The sequence below is a fragment of the Phycisphaerae bacterium genome (genome assembly GCA_035275405.1).
Classification (GTDB): Bacteria; Planctomycetota; Phycisphaerae; order UBA1845; family UTPLA1; genus DATEMU01.
Genome location: DATEMU010000012.1, coordinates 36779 through 53022 on the forward strand (window position 1 = coordinate 36779; position 16244 = coordinate 53022).

Annotated in this window: 15 protein-coding genes; all 15 read left to right on the top strand. The window is 61.5% G+C overall.

Going from position 1 to position 16244, the window contains the following annotated elements:
- The first annotated feature begins 273 nt into the window (after window positions 1–273).
- The 15 genes from VJZ71_13045 (at window position 274) to VJZ71_13115 (ending at window position 16229) form a co-directional block, all read left to right on the top strand.
- A complete protein-coding gene (locus tag VJZ71_13045; protein ID HKQ48991.1) occupies window positions 274–1569 on the top strand; it encodes an AAA family ATPase in 1296 nt (431 codons plus the stop codon).
- A 138-nt stretch (window positions 1570–1707) separates the two neighbouring features.
- Window positions 1708–2295 (top strand): TetR/AcrR family transcriptional regulator, encoded by a 588-nt coding sequence (locus VJZ71_13050; protein HKQ48992.1) that lies wholly within the window; start codon window positions 1708–1710, stop codon window positions 2293–2295.
- Window positions 2296–2305: 10 nt separating this feature from the next.
- The gene (gene paaA / locus VJZ71_13055) at window positions 2306–3289 is read left to right on the top strand and encodes a 1,2-phenylacetyl-CoA epoxidase subunit PaaA (GenBank protein ID HKQ48993.1); all 984 of its coding nucleotides are present in this window, start codon (window positions 2306–2308) and stop codon (window positions 3287–3289) included.
- Between the two features lie 89 nt (window positions 3290–3378).
- Window positions 3379–3678 (top strand): 1,2-phenylacetyl-CoA epoxidase subunit B, encoded by a 300-nt coding sequence (locus VJZ71_13060; protein ID HKQ48994.1) that lies wholly within the window; start codon window positions 3379–3381, stop codon window positions 3676–3678.
- A gap of 21 nt (window positions 3679–3699) precedes the next feature.
- Window positions 3700–4548, top strand: coding sequence for a 1,2-phenylacetyl-CoA epoxidase subunit PaaC (gene paaC / locus VJZ71_13065; protein HKQ48995.1), 849 nt, complete (start codon window positions 3700–3702; stop codon window positions 4546–4548).
- Window positions 4542–5060: a 1,2-phenylacetyl-CoA epoxidase subunit PaaD gene (gene paaD, locus VJZ71_13070; GenBank protein HKQ48996.1), complete on the top strand. Its 519-nt coding sequence runs from the start codon at window positions 4542–4544 to the stop codon at window positions 5058–5060. Before paaC ends, paaD begins: the two co-directional genes overlap by 7 nt.
- A 64-nt stretch (window positions 5061–5124) precedes the next feature.
- A complete protein-coding gene (locus VJZ71_13075) occupies window positions 5125–5640 on the top strand; it encodes a DinB family protein (protein ID HKQ48997.1) in 516 nt (171 codons plus the stop codon).
- Between the two features lie 48 nt (window positions 5641–5688).
- Window positions 5689–6204, top strand: coding sequence for a DinB family protein (locus VJZ71_13080; protein ID HKQ48998.1), 516 nt, complete (start codon window positions 5689–5691; stop codon window positions 6202–6204).
- A gap of 47 nt (window positions 6205–6251) precedes the next feature.
- Window positions 6252–6608, top strand: a complete 357-nt coding sequence (locus VJZ71_13085) for a DUF6614 family protein (protein HKQ48999.1) — start codon at window positions 6252–6254, stop codon at window positions 6606–6608.
- Between the two features lie 314 nt (window positions 6609–6922).
- Window positions 6923–8113, top strand: a complete 1191-nt coding sequence (locus tag VJZ71_13090; GenBank protein ID HKQ49000.1) for a radical SAM protein — start codon at window positions 6923–6925, stop codon at window positions 8111–8113.
- 73 nt (window positions 8114–8186) lie between these two features.
- The gene (locus VJZ71_13095) at window positions 8187–9512 is read left to right on the top strand and encodes an aminotransferase class I/II-fold pyridoxal phosphate-dependent enzyme (protein ID HKQ49001.1); all 1326 of its coding nucleotides are present in this window, start codon (window positions 8187–8189) and stop codon (window positions 9510–9512) included.
- 75 nt (window positions 9513–9587) lie between these two features.
- Entirely contained in the window at window positions 9588–10406 is an 819-nt protein-coding gene (locus VJZ71_13100; protein HKQ49002.1) for a carbohydrate-binding family 9-like protein, read from the top strand.
- 72 nt (window positions 10407–10478) lie between these two features.
- The gene (gene hppD / locus VJZ71_13105; protein ID HKQ49003.1) at window positions 10479–11615 is read left to right on the top strand and encodes a 4-hydroxyphenylpyruvate dioxygenase; all 1137 of its coding nucleotides are present in this window, start codon (window positions 10479–10481) and stop codon (window positions 11613–11615) included.
- A gap of 149 nt (window positions 11616–11764) precedes the next feature.
- A complete protein-coding gene (locus VJZ71_13110; protein ID HKQ49004.1) occupies window positions 11765–15304 on the top strand; it encodes a DNA polymerase III subunit alpha in 3540 nt (1179 codons plus the stop codon).
- A gap of 121 nt (window positions 15305–15425) precedes the next feature.
- Complete coding sequence (locus VJZ71_13115; protein ID HKQ49005.1) at window positions 15426–16229, top strand: hypothetical protein; 804 nt, start codon at window positions 15426–15428, stop codon at window positions 16227–16229.
- The last annotated feature ends 15 nt before the right edge of the window (window positions 16230–16244 follow it).

The window sequence follows — 16244 nt, forward strand, 5'->3', positions numbered from 1 at the left end:
TAATTGGCAACAGGTTATGAACCAAACGAATCGCCGGCTTTGGCTTCGGTGAGCGCGGAAATTGCCGACTGCTTCGTTACTGTGCGTCGGAAATAGCCGGAGACCGGCATTTTTAATACTGCCAACGCCCTTCGTCTCATAAGAACTCAAGGAATCGAGGCTGATAAGCCGATTCCGGACTTATCGGATGCGCAAAACCCGCCGGAATGCCGCCGAGGGGTATCGGCTGGCGGCCGGTCGGCTGCTCGATCATTCGTCACCAAGGGTTCGAAGATGCGGATCATCGCCGTTGCCAACCAAAAGGGAGGCTGTGGAAAGACGACCATCGTCATCAATCTGGCAGCGTGTCTGGCCCGCGAGGGGCAGCGGACGCTGGCGGTTGATCTCGATCCGCAGGGGCATTGCGCGCTCGGTCTTCTCGTTCCCGAGGAACAGATCGAAGTGAACATCGCCGACGTGCTGCTCGCCGACGGTGCGGAGGGCGCGCCGGACATGTCGCGGGTGACGTGGCAGATCTCCAGCCAATTCGACCTGATTCCGGCGAAGACGGATTTGTCGCGGCTCGAACAAAAACTTGCCGGCGTCGAGGGGCGCGAGCAGCGCCTGGCGCGGGCGCTCGAGAGCGTCCGGGATAAGTACGACTTCGTCCTGATTGACACGCCGCCGACGATCGGCTTCCTGACGCAGAGCGCGCTGGCGGCGGCGGGCGAGATTGTTGTGCCCGTGGATACGGGCTATTTCGCGCTGCACGGCCTGTCGAAACAGCTCGATACCATCCGTGAGCTTCGGGAGTACACCGGCAAGGCGCTGACGGTCCGCATCCTGGCGAACCTCTATGATGTGCGGACCAAGCTGGCCCGGGAGATCCTCGCGGAGCTGCGAAAACGGCATGGCGACGCGATGTTCAAGAGCTTTATCAACTTCAACACCAAGCTCAAGGAGAGCACCAGCCTGGGCCAACCGATCACCGAATACGACGCGGCGTCGAGCGGGTGTCGCGACTTCGTGCGCTTTGCGCGCGAATTGATTGCGCTGGAATCCTCGCCGGTCCTCTCCACGTCGGCGGCGATCCGGGACATGGTCGCCGAGCCGGTCTCCGTTTCCGCGCCGGCGATGTCCGTCGGGATTGCGTCCGGCGCACAGGAGGACATTCTGGCGCGGGCCGATGAGCTGGCGGCCAATGCGACGCGGCTTCTGGCGACGAGCCGGACACTTCTCGGCCCCTCGCCGGGAGAACAAAAAATGCGCGGGCCCGCCACGCCGCGCGAGACGGAACAGAAGATTGAGTTGATCTACGGCGCGCGGGCCGTGGATCATGGCGCGGTCTTCGTGGTCGCCGCAGCGGGTGCAAGGAACGTGCGGCTGGCGGGCTCATTCAACGATTGGAACCCGGAGCGGACGCCGATGTTTCCTGTCCGGGACGGGATCTTCCAGGCACGGCTTCCGCTTCCACCGGGCAAGTACAGCTATCGCTACGTGGTGGACGGCTACTGGCAGCGCGACCCGGCGAACGAGCGCTTTGAGGCGAACCCGTACGGGGAACTCAATAGCGTAGTGATCGTGCAATAGTCATAGCGCGTCACCAACAGTTCATAAATATAGTAACATCAGCATTTTACAATTGAGTTGAGGGCTGGACTTCAACATTGAATTGCCAGGATCGTGGCATTACAATTCATTGAACAAGCGCTTGTTTGGAGCTGGTTGATGTCTGGACTCGCCCTCGACAAGAAGGATCAGATTCATCGCGTTGCGTGCCGGCTCTTTCGGGAGCAGGGCTTTCACGGCGCGAGTGTCCGCGACATCGCTGAGGAAGTTGGCCTCGTTGGAGGCAGCCTGTACGCGCACATCGAGAGCAAGGATGACGTCTTGTGGGAGATTGTCGATGCCGCGGCGGATCGTTTTTTCGCGGCGCTGCGGCCGATCGTCGAGGCCAACCTTGCCATTGTTCAAAAGCTCCGCCAGGCGATCGTCGCGCACGTCGAAGTGATCGCGGGCGATCTGGATGCGGCGGCGGTGTACACGGTGGAGTGGCGGCACCTGGCTCCCGAACGGCGCAAGGTCTTTACGAAGCGGCGCGACGAATACGAGGCCCTGTTTCGCCGGCTGGTTCGCGAGGCGATGCAGCAGGGGTTCATTGCGACGGCCGACGAGGCGATGGCCACGCGATTCATCCTCTCGTCGCTGAATTACCTGTTTACCTGGTACAAGCCGGATGGCCGGATGACGCCGGACGAGGTGGGGCGGATGATGGCGGATTACATACTGGATGGGTTGAAGCGGAGGACGGCGTGACATGGTTGCAATGAACCCGAACCTCATGAATGACCGACCGGGTGATCCGGGGTATGAGGAGCATCTGGCGGCGTTCGAGGCGCGGATCGCGCAGGGCGACAAGGTGGAGCCCGGCGACTGGATGCCGCGGGACTATAGAGATCAACTGATACGCCTCATCCACGTCCACGCGAACAGCGAAATCTGCGGGGCGCTCCCGGAAGGGACGTGGATTCCGCACGCGCCGAGCCTGAAGCGCAAGCTGGCCCTCGTGGCGAAGGTGCAGGATGAGGTGGGGCACGGCCAACTCCTCTATCGTGCCGCCGAGACGCTGGGCAAGCCGCGCGAGGAGATGATCGATGAACTGATCTCCGGCAAGGCGAAATATTCCAACGTGTTTCACTATCCGGCGGAGACGTGGGCGGATGTCTGCGTGATCGCGTGGCTGATCGACGCGGCGGCGATTGTGAATCAGGCCATGATGGCCGAGGGGTCGTACGGGCCCTACGCCCGGGCACTGAAGCGCATCTGTTATGAAGAGGCGTTTCATCTGACGCACGGTTACGACATGTGCATCTCGCTGGCGACGGGTACGAAGCTCCAGCGGGAGATGCTCCAGGACGCGGTCAATCGCTGGTGGAAGCCGATCATGATGTTCCACGGGCCGGCGGATAAGGAATCGACGCACACGGCGCAGCTTATGCGCTGGAAGATCAAGCTCAAAACCAACGACGAGCAGCGGCAGGAGTTTCTGCGCAAGTACGTGCCGAAGATGATCAACCTGGGGATCAAGATCCCGGCGGAGTGGGAGATGCGCTACGACGAAAAGGCGCGGGCGTGGCGGTACAAGGAGCCGGATTGGGAAGAGTTCAAGACGGTCGTGCGGGGCAACGGACCGGTCAGCGCGAAGCGGCTGGAGACGCGGCGGCTGGCGCATGAGCATGGGCGGTGGATACGGGAGGCGCTGACGGCGGCCGCCGAAGGGCGACGCGTGCCGATGCCGGGAGTGAATTAAGAATGGCGAATAGCGAATAGCGAAATCAGAATAGGCGTGGCGTACGCACTCTTCTTTTCGCTATTCGCTATTCATAATTCGCTATTATCATGGATACCCAATGGCCGGTCTTTGAAGTCTTCCACCAGACGTCGCGCGGGGAGCCGCACGTGCACGTCGGGTCGATCCATGCGCCGGATGCGGAGACGGCGCTGATGCTGGCCAAGGAGCAGTTCGGCCGGCGGCAGGCGTGCGTGAATCTGTGGGTCGTGCCGGTGGAGGCCGTGGTCAGCACCGACTACGCGGACGCCGACCTGTTTCAGCCGGGGACGGACAAGAGCTATCGCGAGGCGTTCGGGTATGAGACGACGAAGCGGGCGAAAGCGGTAGGCGATGCTTCGGAGATTTGATTTTCAGATTTGAGATGAGCCATGGCAACGACGATTGAAAAACCGCAGCTTCGCGGCGAGACCAAGGCGGCCGTCGTCGATCTGCTTTATCGCCTCGCGGACGACGCGCTCTTCATCGGTCATCGCAATTCGGAGTGGACGGGGATCGGGCCGATTCTGGAGGAGGACATCGCGTTTTCGTCGATGGCGCAGGACAAGATGGGGCATGCGACGGTGCTGTACGGGATGCTGCACGAATTGGGCGAGGCCGAACCCAACGCGCTGGCATTCGGGCGGAAGGCCGAGCAGTATCGGTGCTCAAGCCTTGTGGTGCTGGAGTGTCTGGCGGAGGGCGGCGCGGCGGCGGAGCTTTCCAACAATCCGGTGCGCGATGAACTGCTTTCGCGGGGCGATTGGGCCGTCAGTCTCGTGCGGCAGTTTCTCTTTTCGGAGGCGGACGCCCTGCGCTGGGCGGCGCTGGAAGGCAGTGCGTACGAACCGCTCGCGCAGTTTGCCAAAAAACTGCGCGGCGAGATCAAGTATCACACCATGCACGGGCGGATCATGATGGAAAAGCTGGGCCGGGCCGCGGAGAGCAAGGGGCGCTTGCAGACCTCACTGGATTCGCTGTATCCCCACGCGCTGGGGCTGTTTGAGCCGACGAAGCATGATGCGGCGCTGACCGAGGCAGGCATCTGCCCGCGCGAGGCGGAGCTTTGCAAGGCTTGGGAGGCGCAGGTTGTGGCGATCCTCGAGCGCTGCGGGTTGAAAGCCCCGCGCAATGCGAAGCCCGTGTACGGCGGTCGGCAGGGCAAGCACCCGCCGGAGATGCGCGAGGTTCTGGATGCGCTGCAGAAGGTGTACCGGCTCGATCCGGCGGCACAATGGTAAATGACGTGAACGACGTGCAGGTCCAACCCGCGATCGATTTGAGCCCCGTCTGGGAGGCGCTGGCCAATGTCAGCGACCCCGAGATACCGGTCTTGAATGTGCTGGAGATGGGCATGATTCCCGCCGTGCGCCTCGAGGGCGAGACGGTCGTTGTGCAGATGACGCCGACGTTCGCGGGCTGCCCGGCGCTGGACCTGATCCGCGAGAACATTCGCCATGCCGTGCGGGCCGCGGGGTTTGAGGACGTTCGCGTCGATGTCGTTTTCGATCCACCGTGGACGAGCGACCGGATCACGCCGGAGGGGCTGCGCAAGCTGAAGGAGTTCGGGCTCGCGCCACCGTTGCGGTGTGGGACGACGGGGGCGACGTTTCAGGCGCTGCAAAAAGTGGCCTGTCCTTATTGCAACTCGACAGAGACGACGCTGGAATCGATCTTCGGCCCGACGCTCTGCCGGGCGATTCACTACTGCAATGCGTGCCGGCAGTCGTTTGAGCAATTCAAGCCGGTTTGAGGCGAACCGGCTCATCCCTGCCGTCGTAGTATCCGCAAAGCCGACTCTCTTGAAAGGAGCATGCATGGCCCATTACTACGATTCGATTCCAGAGTCGATACGCAAATTAACCAACCAGCAGGCCATTGATCGCTACGTCGCCGGGGCGGAGGTGCCCGCCAGGGCGATTGCCGGTCTGACGACCGAGCAGCTTCTGGCCGTTCCGGTGCCTGGGACGTGGAGCATCCAGCAGATCGTCGTGCACCTGGCGGACAGCGATCTGACCGCGGCGTATCGGATGAAGCGGATGATCGCGGAGGAGCGGCCGCTGCTGGATGCGTTGGATGAAACCGCGTTTGCGGCCCGATTGGGTTACGAGGAACAGCCCATCCGCGAGGTCTGTGAGATTTTCCGACTTAACCGGAAACTCCTCACCCCTATCCTGCGACGGCAGCCGGAGTCGGCGTTTGAGCGGACGGCGGAGCATCCGGAAGTCGGAACCGTCACGCTCGGGCAGGTATTGCGAACCTATGCTTACCACGTCGACCACCACATGGAGTTTCTGAAGAAAAAGCGCGAAATGCTCGGCGCGCCGTTATGATCATGCCCACCCTGCACCTGAGAGCGGCTATTTCGGAAGGGAACACTCATGGCGCATTACTACGATTCGATTCCTGAGCCGGTACGCAAATTAACCAACGGGCAGGCCATCGAGCGCTACGCCGCCGGGGCGGAAGTGCCGGGCAAGGCGATTGCGGGTCTGACGTCCGAGCAGCTTCGGGCGTTTCCCGTGCCGGGGACGTGGAGCATTCAGCAGATCGTCGCGCATCTGACGGACAGCGATCTGATCGCGGCCTATCGGATGAAGCGGATCATCGCGGAGGATCAGCCGAAGCTGGACTTGTGGGACGAGAACGCTTTTGTGGCGGGACTGCGGTACCAGGACTTGCCCGCGCGAGAGGTGTGCGAACTCTTCCGGCTCAACCGCACGGTCCTGGCGCACGTACTCCGCGGATTGCCGGACGCGGCGTTTGAACGCACGGCGCTCCACCAGGAGATGGGGCCGATGACGCTGGGCCAGTTTCTGCGGATTTATGTGAATCACCTGGATCATCACCTGGGGTTCCTGAAGAAGAAGCGCGAGATGCTGGGCGCGCCGTTATGATAAACCCCACCCCGGCCCTCGCCTTCGTAAGGGGAGGGGATTAGGCCATGAATCACTACGAGATCTGGGTCAATCTGAAGGATTCGCACAAGGACCTTGAGTTCGCTGAGAACCTCAGGGGGTATCTCGGTCATTTGCAACGGCTCGGCAAGATCGCGGACTATCGTCTTACGCGGCGCAAGCTCGGGTTCGGCCCGCCGGAGCTGGGCGAGTTTCACGTCTCCATCCAAACGGAGAGCCTCGCCCAACTGGACGAGGCCTTTGGCGCGGCGGCAGCGCGGGCCGGCGAGATTGAGCCGCTTCATGCCAGGGTTTACTCGATGGTGACGGACTTCCGCTCGGCGCTCTATCGCGACTTTCCCGATCCCGAACGGGCCGCGCGCAACAAGCCGGGCGGACCGTAACATTTTTCCGGTCTCGATTAAAAAAAAAGCGTGGCCTCTCCCGGAAGGCCCTTGCCCTCCGCGAGTTCCGCGCTAAAATCTCGTGGTCGGACTTATTGTGGCCCGCGATTCCGGTAGTTCCCACGCCCATCGCGGGCGCCGGTGATCTTGCGTTCGATCGCCATCATCCGGGGCCTGAGTGCCCCCTTGAATTGCAGACCTGCCGCGTGAGCGCGGCGACTTTTTTAGCGCTCTCGACTCGTTCGAGAGAGGAGCAGAACCAGGCTCCAGCCATGGAGCGGATCAACCAGACCCCTCAAAACCGGAGGCGGACCATGACGAATATCACCTTACCTCAGACCGGTCCGGTCGCGGCGACGCCTCGTCGCGTCAGGTATGTCAAGGACATCGACAAGATCCCGAACCTCCCTCCTGCCGAGCGGGAAAAACTCAAGCAGGTCGCTGAACGCTACGTATTCCGGGCCAACGATTACTATCTCAGTCTCATCAACTGGAACGATCCTCACGATCCCATCAAACAACTGATCATTCCACGAGCCGAAGAATTGAACGACTGGGGCAAGCTGGATGCCAGCAACGAGGCCGCCGTGACGGTCGCGCGCGGGGTACAGCACAAGTACCCGCATACCGTGCTGCTGCTGTGTAACGAGGTCTGCGGGGCGTATTGCCGCTATTGCTTCCGCAAGCGGCTGTTCATGAATGACAATGACGAAGTGACGAACGACGTCTCGGCCGGCATCCAGTACATCGCCGGGAACCCCAACGTCACCAACGTTCTTCTCACGGGCGGCGATCCGCTCCTGATGAGCACGCGACGCCTCACGGAGATCATCGAGGCGTTGCGGGCGATCGACCACGTCAAGATCATCCGCATCGGTTCGAAGATGCCGGCGTTCGATCCGTGGCGACTGCTCAATGACGCGGCGCTGCAGAACGTCCTTAGAAAATACTCGACCGCCCGGAAGCGCATCTATCTCATGGCGCACTTCGATCATCCGCGCGAACTGACGGACGAAGCGGTCGACGGCATCGACTGCTTTATCAAGTGCGGCGTCATCTGTGTGAACCAGTGTCCGCTGATCAAGGGCATCAACGACGACCCCGCGGTGTTGTCCGACATGTATCGCCAGCTCTCGTGGATCGGGTGCCCGCCTTATTACCTGTTCCAGGGGCGGCCGACGGCGGGCAATGAGCCGTACGAAGTTCCAATCGTTCGCGGTTGGAATATTTTCCGCGAGGCCCTGCGGCACGGGTCCGGGTTGGCGCGGCGCGCGAAGTATTGCATGTCGCACGAGACGGGCAAGATCGAAATCCTCGCGGTGGATGACCTGCACATCTATCTGAGATATCACCGCGCCAAGGACGAAAAAAACCGCGGCAGATTCATGATTTACAAGCGGAAGGATGACGCGTACTGGATGGACCAACTCGAGCCCGCCGATTGGTCCGACGCGCCGAAATTCCCGCCGCCGGAAGTATCCTACGGGCTGGACGGTCCGGAATAGCCGTCGCGCCATTTCTTGTTATGCGGACGGCCGGAGAACGCGTATCATGGGCAGGGGGAGTCACCAGCGCGCCATGGACGCCGACAAGCCGGTCAGCCTCAATTTGAACGTCCGCGGGATGGGCCAATCCGCGACTTTGGCGATCAAGGACAAGTGCCGGGAGCTGCGCCGTCGGGGGCGCATGATCTATGATTTCGGGTTGGGCCAGTCGCCGTTTCCCGTCCCCACATCGATCGTTGAGGCACTCCGGCTCGCAGCGCCGGAGAAGGACTATCAGCCGGTCAAAGGGTTGCCGGCGCTGCGCGAGGCGGTGGCGGAGTATCACCGACGGAAGGACCAGATCGACGCGCACCCGGACGGCGTTATTGTCGGGCCCGGCTCAAAAGAGCTGATGTTCATTCTCCAGATCGTCTATTACGGCGAGATTCTCCTCGTCCCGCCGTGCTGGGTTTCGTACTGGCCGCAGGCGCGGATCGTCGGGCGGCGCATCAGTTTGATTCACACGACGCATGATGCGGGTTGGAAGTTGTCGGCCGAGCGGCTGCACGAATCCCTGGAGATCGTGGGAGACGATCATCGGCCGCGGCTGCTCGTGCTGAATTATCCCAGCAATCCGACCGGTCAGACGTTCACGATGGACGAACTTCGGGAGATCGCCGAGGTCTGCCGCAAGTTCAACCTGATCGTCCTGTCGGACGAGATTTACGGACAGCTTCATTTTCACGGCGAGCACGCCTCGATTGGGCGGTATTATCCCGAGGGCACGATCGTCAGTTCCGGTCTGTCCAAATGGTGCGGAGCGGGCGGTTGGCGGCTGGGAACGTTCACGTTTCCCCGCGAGTTGGACTGGCTCATCACCGCCATGGCGGCCGTGGCCAGCGAAACGTACACGTCGGTCAGCGCGCCGATCCAGCACGCCGCGATCACGGCGTTTCATTGCGGCGTGGAGATTGAGCGGTATCTGTGGCATGCCCGCCGCGTACTGGATGAGATCGCGCGACGGAGCGTCGCGATCCTGCAGGAATCCGGCATTCGCGTGCTTGCACCGGCCGGAGGTTTCTATCTGTGGCTGGACTTTTCGGCACGGTCGGCCGAACTCGCGGCGCGCGGCATAAAGACGGGAGTGGCGCTGTGCGATCATATATTGCAGGAGACGGGCGTGGCGATTCTGCCGGGGGCGGCGTTTGGGCGGTCCCGGTCGGAACTCACGGCAAGGCTGGCGTTCGTCGATTTTGACGGGGCCAAGGCGCTGGCGGCCTCGGAGACGACCCCGCTCGATCAGGGGCTTCCGGGAGGGATGATTGAGCAGCACGCCGAGCATCTCCTCGAGGGCATGCACCGGTTGGCGGCATGGGCCCGTCAAGAGGCCGTGGTGGCAACGACGCACGCTGCATCTTGAAGCGTTGGATGCGAATAGCCGCGACCCGCTTAGAGCAGTTGCTCAAACCCTATCCCCGACGTACAACGATGCCTTATGAAGAGGCGGCTTGTCCTGGGGTTCGCGCTCATGGTCTCGGGCTGCACTTACGAATCACGAACGATCTACGTCGAAAAGAATTCCGCGCAGCAGTCTCCGCGGCGGTACGCGTGCCCTCGCGCCGGCAGTCCCATTGACGTCGACGGCTCGATGGATGAGCGCGCCTGGTCGGGCGCACGCTGGAGCGAGCCGTTCGTGGACATTGAGGGCGGTTCGAAGTCGCCGCGCTATCGCACGCGGATGAAGTTGTTGTGGGACGCGGAGAATCTGTATATCGGCGCGCGGCTGGAGGAGCCGCACGTGTGGGCAACCCTGAAGAGGCACGACGAGATCGTCTTCAATGACAACGATTTCGAGGTCTTCATCGATCCCGACGGCGACGCGCGAAATTACTACGAAATCGAGACCAATGCCTTCGGAACGGTCTTCGATCTCCTGCTGGTGAAGACCTATCGGGCCCAGGGACCGGCGGTGCATGAGTGGAATCTGAAGGGACTGCGGTGCGCCGTGGCGGTGGATGGAACGATTAACGACCCGAAGGATGTCGATCGCGCGTGGAGCGTGGAGATGGCCCTGCCGTGGAGGTCGCTTAAGGAACATGCCGGTGAGGCCTCCGCGCCGCCGAAGCCGGGCGATACGTGGCGGATGAACTTTTCGCGCGTCGAGTGGCAGCATGAAATCGTGAACGGCCGTTACGGCCGCGTGCCAAAGGTTCGAGAGGATAACTGGGTGTGGTCGCCGCAGGGGGTGATTGACATGCACCGGCCGGAAAAATGGGGTTTCGTGAGGTTTGTGGGTCCGGCGACGGCACCCTGACAAAGGCCTCGATTGGCGCGGCGCCAGCCGCGTTATAATGAAGAGAGAACTCGCCAGCCCAGGAGTGCGACCATGACCCGCGCCGCGACGATTGAACCGAAGATTTCGTCCGTTCCCGCCACGGTGGATTTTCTGCCGCTGCAGGGGATCGATCACGTCGAGTTCTACGTTGGTAACGCTCATCAGGCGGCGCACTTTTACCGCACGATGTTCGGCTTCGACATCACGGCGTATCGCGGGTTGGAGACGGGCGATCGGCTGCGCGCGAGTTATGTCGTCGAACAGGGCAAGATTCGGTTCGTGCTGACGACGGCGCTGACGCCGGATCACGAGGTCGCCCGGCACTGCCAATTGCACGGCGACGGGGTTAAGGTGATCGCGCTGGCGGTGACCGACGTGGATGCATCGATCGAGGCGGTGAAAGAGCGCGGGGCGACCATCATCGCGGCGCCGCAGACGCTGGAGGACGCGAACGGGAAGTGGCGCTGCGCGACGATCCGTACGTACGGTGAGACGGTGCACACCTTTGTCGATCGGAAGAATTACAAGGGCGTTTTCGCGCCGGGGTTCGTGGCGATGACGGCCCCGAAGGCAAAGTCAACGGGCCTGGCGGCGATCGACCACATGGTCGGAAACGTCGAGCTGGGGGCGATGAACCACTGGGTGAACTTCTACGCGAGCGTCATGGGCTTTTCGCAGCTCGCCCAGTTCACCGACGATGATATCAGCACTGAGTACAGCGCGCTGATGAGCAAGGTGATGCAGAACGGCACCGGTCGGATTAAGTTTCCGATCAATGAGCCAGCCGAGGGAAAGAAGAAGAGCCAGATCGAGGAATATCTGGACTATTATCGCGGGCCGGGCGTGCAGCACATCGCCCTGAACACAGGCGACATCGCGGCGACGGTGCGGGCCCTGCGCGACAACGGAGTGCAGTTTCTTCGCGTGCCGGACACGTATTACGACGCGCTGCCGGCGCGGGTGGGCAAGATCGACGTGGATTACAAGGTGCTGCGCGAGCTGGGCATCCTGGCCGACCGTGACGACGAGGGGTATTTGCTGCAAATCTTCACGAAGCCGGTGGAGGACCGGCCGACGCTGTTCTTCGAGGTGATCGAGCGGCACGGTTCGCGAGGGTTCGGGCTGGGTAACTTCAAGGCGCTGTTCGTATCGATTGAGGAGGAGCAGAAGAAGCGGGGGAATTTGTAGGATGGGTCGTCAATTCACAGGTCCTTGAACAGTTGATTAGCCGCTACTAAGGCCGAGTGATAAAATGCTCCGACGTCGTCCTTGGACAATCGTCGGGCTTCGGCCGGATAAGATATCCGGCTCAATTTGATTGCACGGAGGCATCATTCGTGTCGCATTCCTCGAATAGCCCCTTCGTCCACCTTCACGTCCACACGCACTACAGCCTGCTCGACGGGGCCAATCGCATCGACGAACTGGTCAAGACGGCCAAGAGCATGGGGATGCCGGCGATTGCGATCACCGATCATGGCAACATGTTCGGCGTGATCGAGTTTTACCGCGCGGCGATCGCGGCGGGGGTCAAGCCGATCATCGGGATGGAGGCGTACATCGCGCCGGGTGATCGGCGGGTGAAGGAAAAGGTGCAGGGAGAGGAATCAAACTACCACCTGCTCCTCTTGGCGGCCAGCAACGTTGGATATCACAACCTGCTCAAGCTCTCCACGATTGCCCATCGCGAGGGGTTTTACTCGAAGCCGCGGATCGACCGCGAGACGCTGACGGCGCACCACGAGGGACTGATCTGTACGAGCACATGCCTCGGGGCCGAGATTCCGACGGCGCTGATGAAACAGGATCGCGCCGCCGCGGAGAAGATTGCCGACTGGTATCTGGCGCTTTTCGGTCCGGAGCGGTTCTACATTGAATTGCAGGACCATGGCATCCCGGAGCAGCGGGCCATCAATCCGGAGCTGATCGATATCGCGCGGCGGCGCGGACTGGGCCTCATTGTCACGAACGACGTTCATTATCTTCGCCACGAAGACGCGGACGCGCACGACGTGCTCTGTTGCATCCAGACGCGGAACCTCCAGACCGACGAAAAGCGGCTCAAGTTTCCGACCGACCAGTTCTATCTCAAGACGCCGGAGGAGATGGCGGGGCTGTTCATGGGCCATTCCGAGGCGATTGCCAATACGCTGCGGATCGCCGAGCAGTGCAATGTCGATCTGGACTTCAAGAAGCGGCACACGCCGGTCTATCGGCCGCCGGAGAAAAAATCGCCTGAGGAATTCTTGCGGCAACTCGTTTATGAGGGGGCGCGGGAGCGATACGGCGAGGTCACGCCGGAAATCCGCGAGCGGATCGATTACGAACTCGGGGTCGTTCAAAGCAAGGGCTTTTCCAGTTATTTCCTCATCGTCTGGGACTTCGTGCGTTACGCGAGCGGTCAGGGTATTCCCTGCGCGGCGCGCGGCAGCGGCTGTTCCTCCATCGTCGCCTACTGCCTGTACTTGTCACAGCCCGATCCACTGCGCTACGGCCTCTACTTCGAGCGGTTCATGGACCCTGACCGCGACGAGATGCCGGATATCGACATCGATATCTGTCAGGATGGCCGCGAGCGGGTTATTCAGTATGTCCGCGAGAAGTACGGTCACGTCGCGCAGATCATTACATTCGGGACGCTCAAGGCGCGCGCTGCCATTCGCGATGTCTCGCGCGTCCTCGGCGTGCCGCTGGCGGAGGCCGACCGCGTGGCCAAGCTGATACCCGACGACGACTTGAAGATGACGCTGGACAAGGCCCTGGCCCGCGAGCCGGACTTGAAGAAATCGTACGACGAGAGTCCCCAGATACGGCGCGTGATCGACGTGGCCCGGCGGATCGAGGGCCTCGCGCGGCATTCCGGCGTCCATGCAGCGGGCGTCGTCATCGCCGATCAGCCGCTGGACGAGCTTTTGCCGCTGTGCAAGGCGACTGGCTCGGACGCGATCATCACGCAGTTCGAAGGCCCCACGGTCGAATTAGTGGGCCTGCTCAAGATGGACTTCCTGGGCCTGCGGACGCTCAGCGTGCTGGCGCGGGCGTGCGCGCTCGTCGAAAAGAACCACGGCGTCAAGATCGACCTGGAACGGCTCGATCTCGCGGATCAGAAAGTGTATTCCGTCTTTGCGGCAGGGCAGACCAAGGGGGTGTTCCAATTTGAGTCCGGGGGCATGCGCGACGTGGTGATGAAGATGCGGCCCAATCGCATCGAGGACCTCATTGCCGCCAACGCGCTTTACCGACCGGGTCCGATGATCAATATCGACGCTTATATCGCCCGCAAGCACGGCGAAAAGTGGACCAGTCCGCACAAGATCATGGATGACGTCCTTGCCGAGACGTATGGCATTATTGTGTACCAAGAGCAGGTTGCCCGCCTCGTCAATCAACTCGGCGGCATCGAGCGCAAGCGGGCGTTCCGCCTGGCCAAGGCGATCAGCAAAAAGAAGACGTCGATGATTGAGGCGGAGCGTGAGCCGTTCATCGAGGGCGCTGCGCGCAACGGGCTGAAGAAAAATGTCGCCGAGGACATCTTCAACCAGATTCTGCCGTTCGGCGAGTATGCGTTCAACAAGGCGCATTCGACCGGCTACGCGCTCATTGCATTCCAGACGGCGTACGTCAAGGCGTATTACCCGCTGGAATTCATGGCCGCACTGCTCACCTATGAAATGGGCGACACCGACAAGGTCGTCGAATATATCGAAGAGTGCCGCCGGCTCGATATCGACGTGCGGCCACCGGATATCAACACCAGCGACTCGGACTTTACCACGGTCGAGCGCGACGGTCAGCGGTTCCTTCGTTTCGGCCTTGCGGCGATCAAGGGCGTGGGCGAGAAGGCCGTACAGGCGATTGTCGCGGCGCGCGAAGCCGGGCCCTTTGAGAGTCTGTTCGATTTTTGCGAGCGCATCGACTCGGCCGACGTCAATCGCGGCGTGCTCGACGCCCTGATCAAGGCCGGTGCGTTCGATTCGACTGGGGCGATGCGCAAGGCGCTCATCGCCGTCCTCGACCGGGCCATGCAGCTTGGCGCCGAAACGCAGCGCGACCGCCTCTCCGGTCAGATGAACATGTTCGGGTCGTTCGATGCGGGACCGGCTCCGTCGAGGCCCAAGGTACTCTCGACGGATGAGTGGTCCGAAGCGGAGATGCTCGCGCACGAAAAGTCCGTCCTCGGCTTTTACGTTACGAAGCACCCGCTGTCGAACCACGAGCAGACGCTTCGCCGCTATGCCACGGCGGACTGCGCTTCGCTCGTCGATCTCGACGACGGCGTGGACATCGTGATCGGCGGCATGATCAGCCGCATGCGCACGATGGTCACCAAGTCGGGCCGCAACGCCGGCTCCAAGCTGGGCATCCTCATGGTTGAGGACTTGACCGGTTCGATCGAGGCCGTGGTCTATAGTGAGGAGTTGGAAAAACACCGGGATTTGATCGGGCCGGACCGACTGGTGTTTTTGCGGGGCCGTGTTGATCGCCGGCGCGAGGAACCGTCGCTCAAGGTCTCCGAGGTGATCGCCCTGGAGGACGGGCCGTCACAACTTGCCGAGGCCGTCATTCTCAAGGTGGCGACCAGCGGCCTTGAACCGGCGGCGTTGGCGAATGTTCGTGAGGTGTGCCGGTCTCATCGCGGAGATCGAAATCTTTTCCTCCGGGTCAACTCGCCGGGACAGATGACCACCGTGGTGCGCTGTGGGCAGGATCTTTGCGTCCGCCCCGATGCGGCCTTTGTCGCCGCCATCGAAAGTGTCCTGGGAGCGGGCGCGGTGGACATCGTGGGTCGGCGGCGGGTGGTTCCCAGCCGGTCGCAATCCCCTTCTGCTCCTCCACAGGTCGAGGCCAGCGAGGAGTTGGCGGGGGCTCTGCACTAGTCAGCCATATCAAGGCTTTGTTTATCGCAATTAGGGTTTTCCCCAAGGTATTGAATTCCCCGGAGAGAATTCGTTAACATTTGGTTTAACGATTTATCTCCGTATTTTTTGGAGGTGGAAAATGTCTACTCGATTAGTCGGGATTACTTTTTGCACATTCGTCCTGGTCGGCGTGGCGAACGTTTCCGCGTCGTTGCTCGGTTCCGATAGTGCCGCGGACGTGGCATACAACGGCGGCTGGACCGCAGGCAGCAACGGCGGCACCGGATTCGGTGCGTGGTCGTTTGTGACCAATGCCGGCGGCAACAAAGGCAGCTTCGTCGCGTCGAGTGCGAACAATGGCGACGGCGACGGTAACAGCAGCGGCGACATCAACACCGCCGGGCGTGCATGGGGGACCTTTGCCAATAGCGGCGGCGAGATTTTCGCCGTGCGGCCGTTTACCGGTGGCGGCCTTGCGGTCGGGCAAACGCTCTCCATCGACATGGACAACGGTTTCATCGACAGCGGCGGCGTGGTCGGCGTTCGCCTGACGAGCAGCCTGACGACGCTGACCAACGCCACGCGAGAATTTGAATTTCGCTTTGTCGGCGGCAACAGCTTTTACGACGTTATCTCCAATCCGAACCAGACCAGCACGCTGGGGTTCACTGACGGCGGGTTGAATCTGGTCTTTCAACTGACGAGCGCGACGACTTATTCGCTGAGCGTCACACGCTTTCACGACACGCAGGCGCCGCAAGTCTGGAATACGACGGGCACGCTGGTGAGCGGGAACCCGATCCTTGGCCTGGCGCTTCGCAATCAAAACGCGGGGAGCAATTCTCAGCGGGACGGTTTCTTCAACAGCATTTCGCTGACACCGGAGCCGGCGTCGCTGGGACTGCTGGCGATGGGGCTGCTCATGCTGCGGCGGTGGCGATAATAGGAACGACGGGGC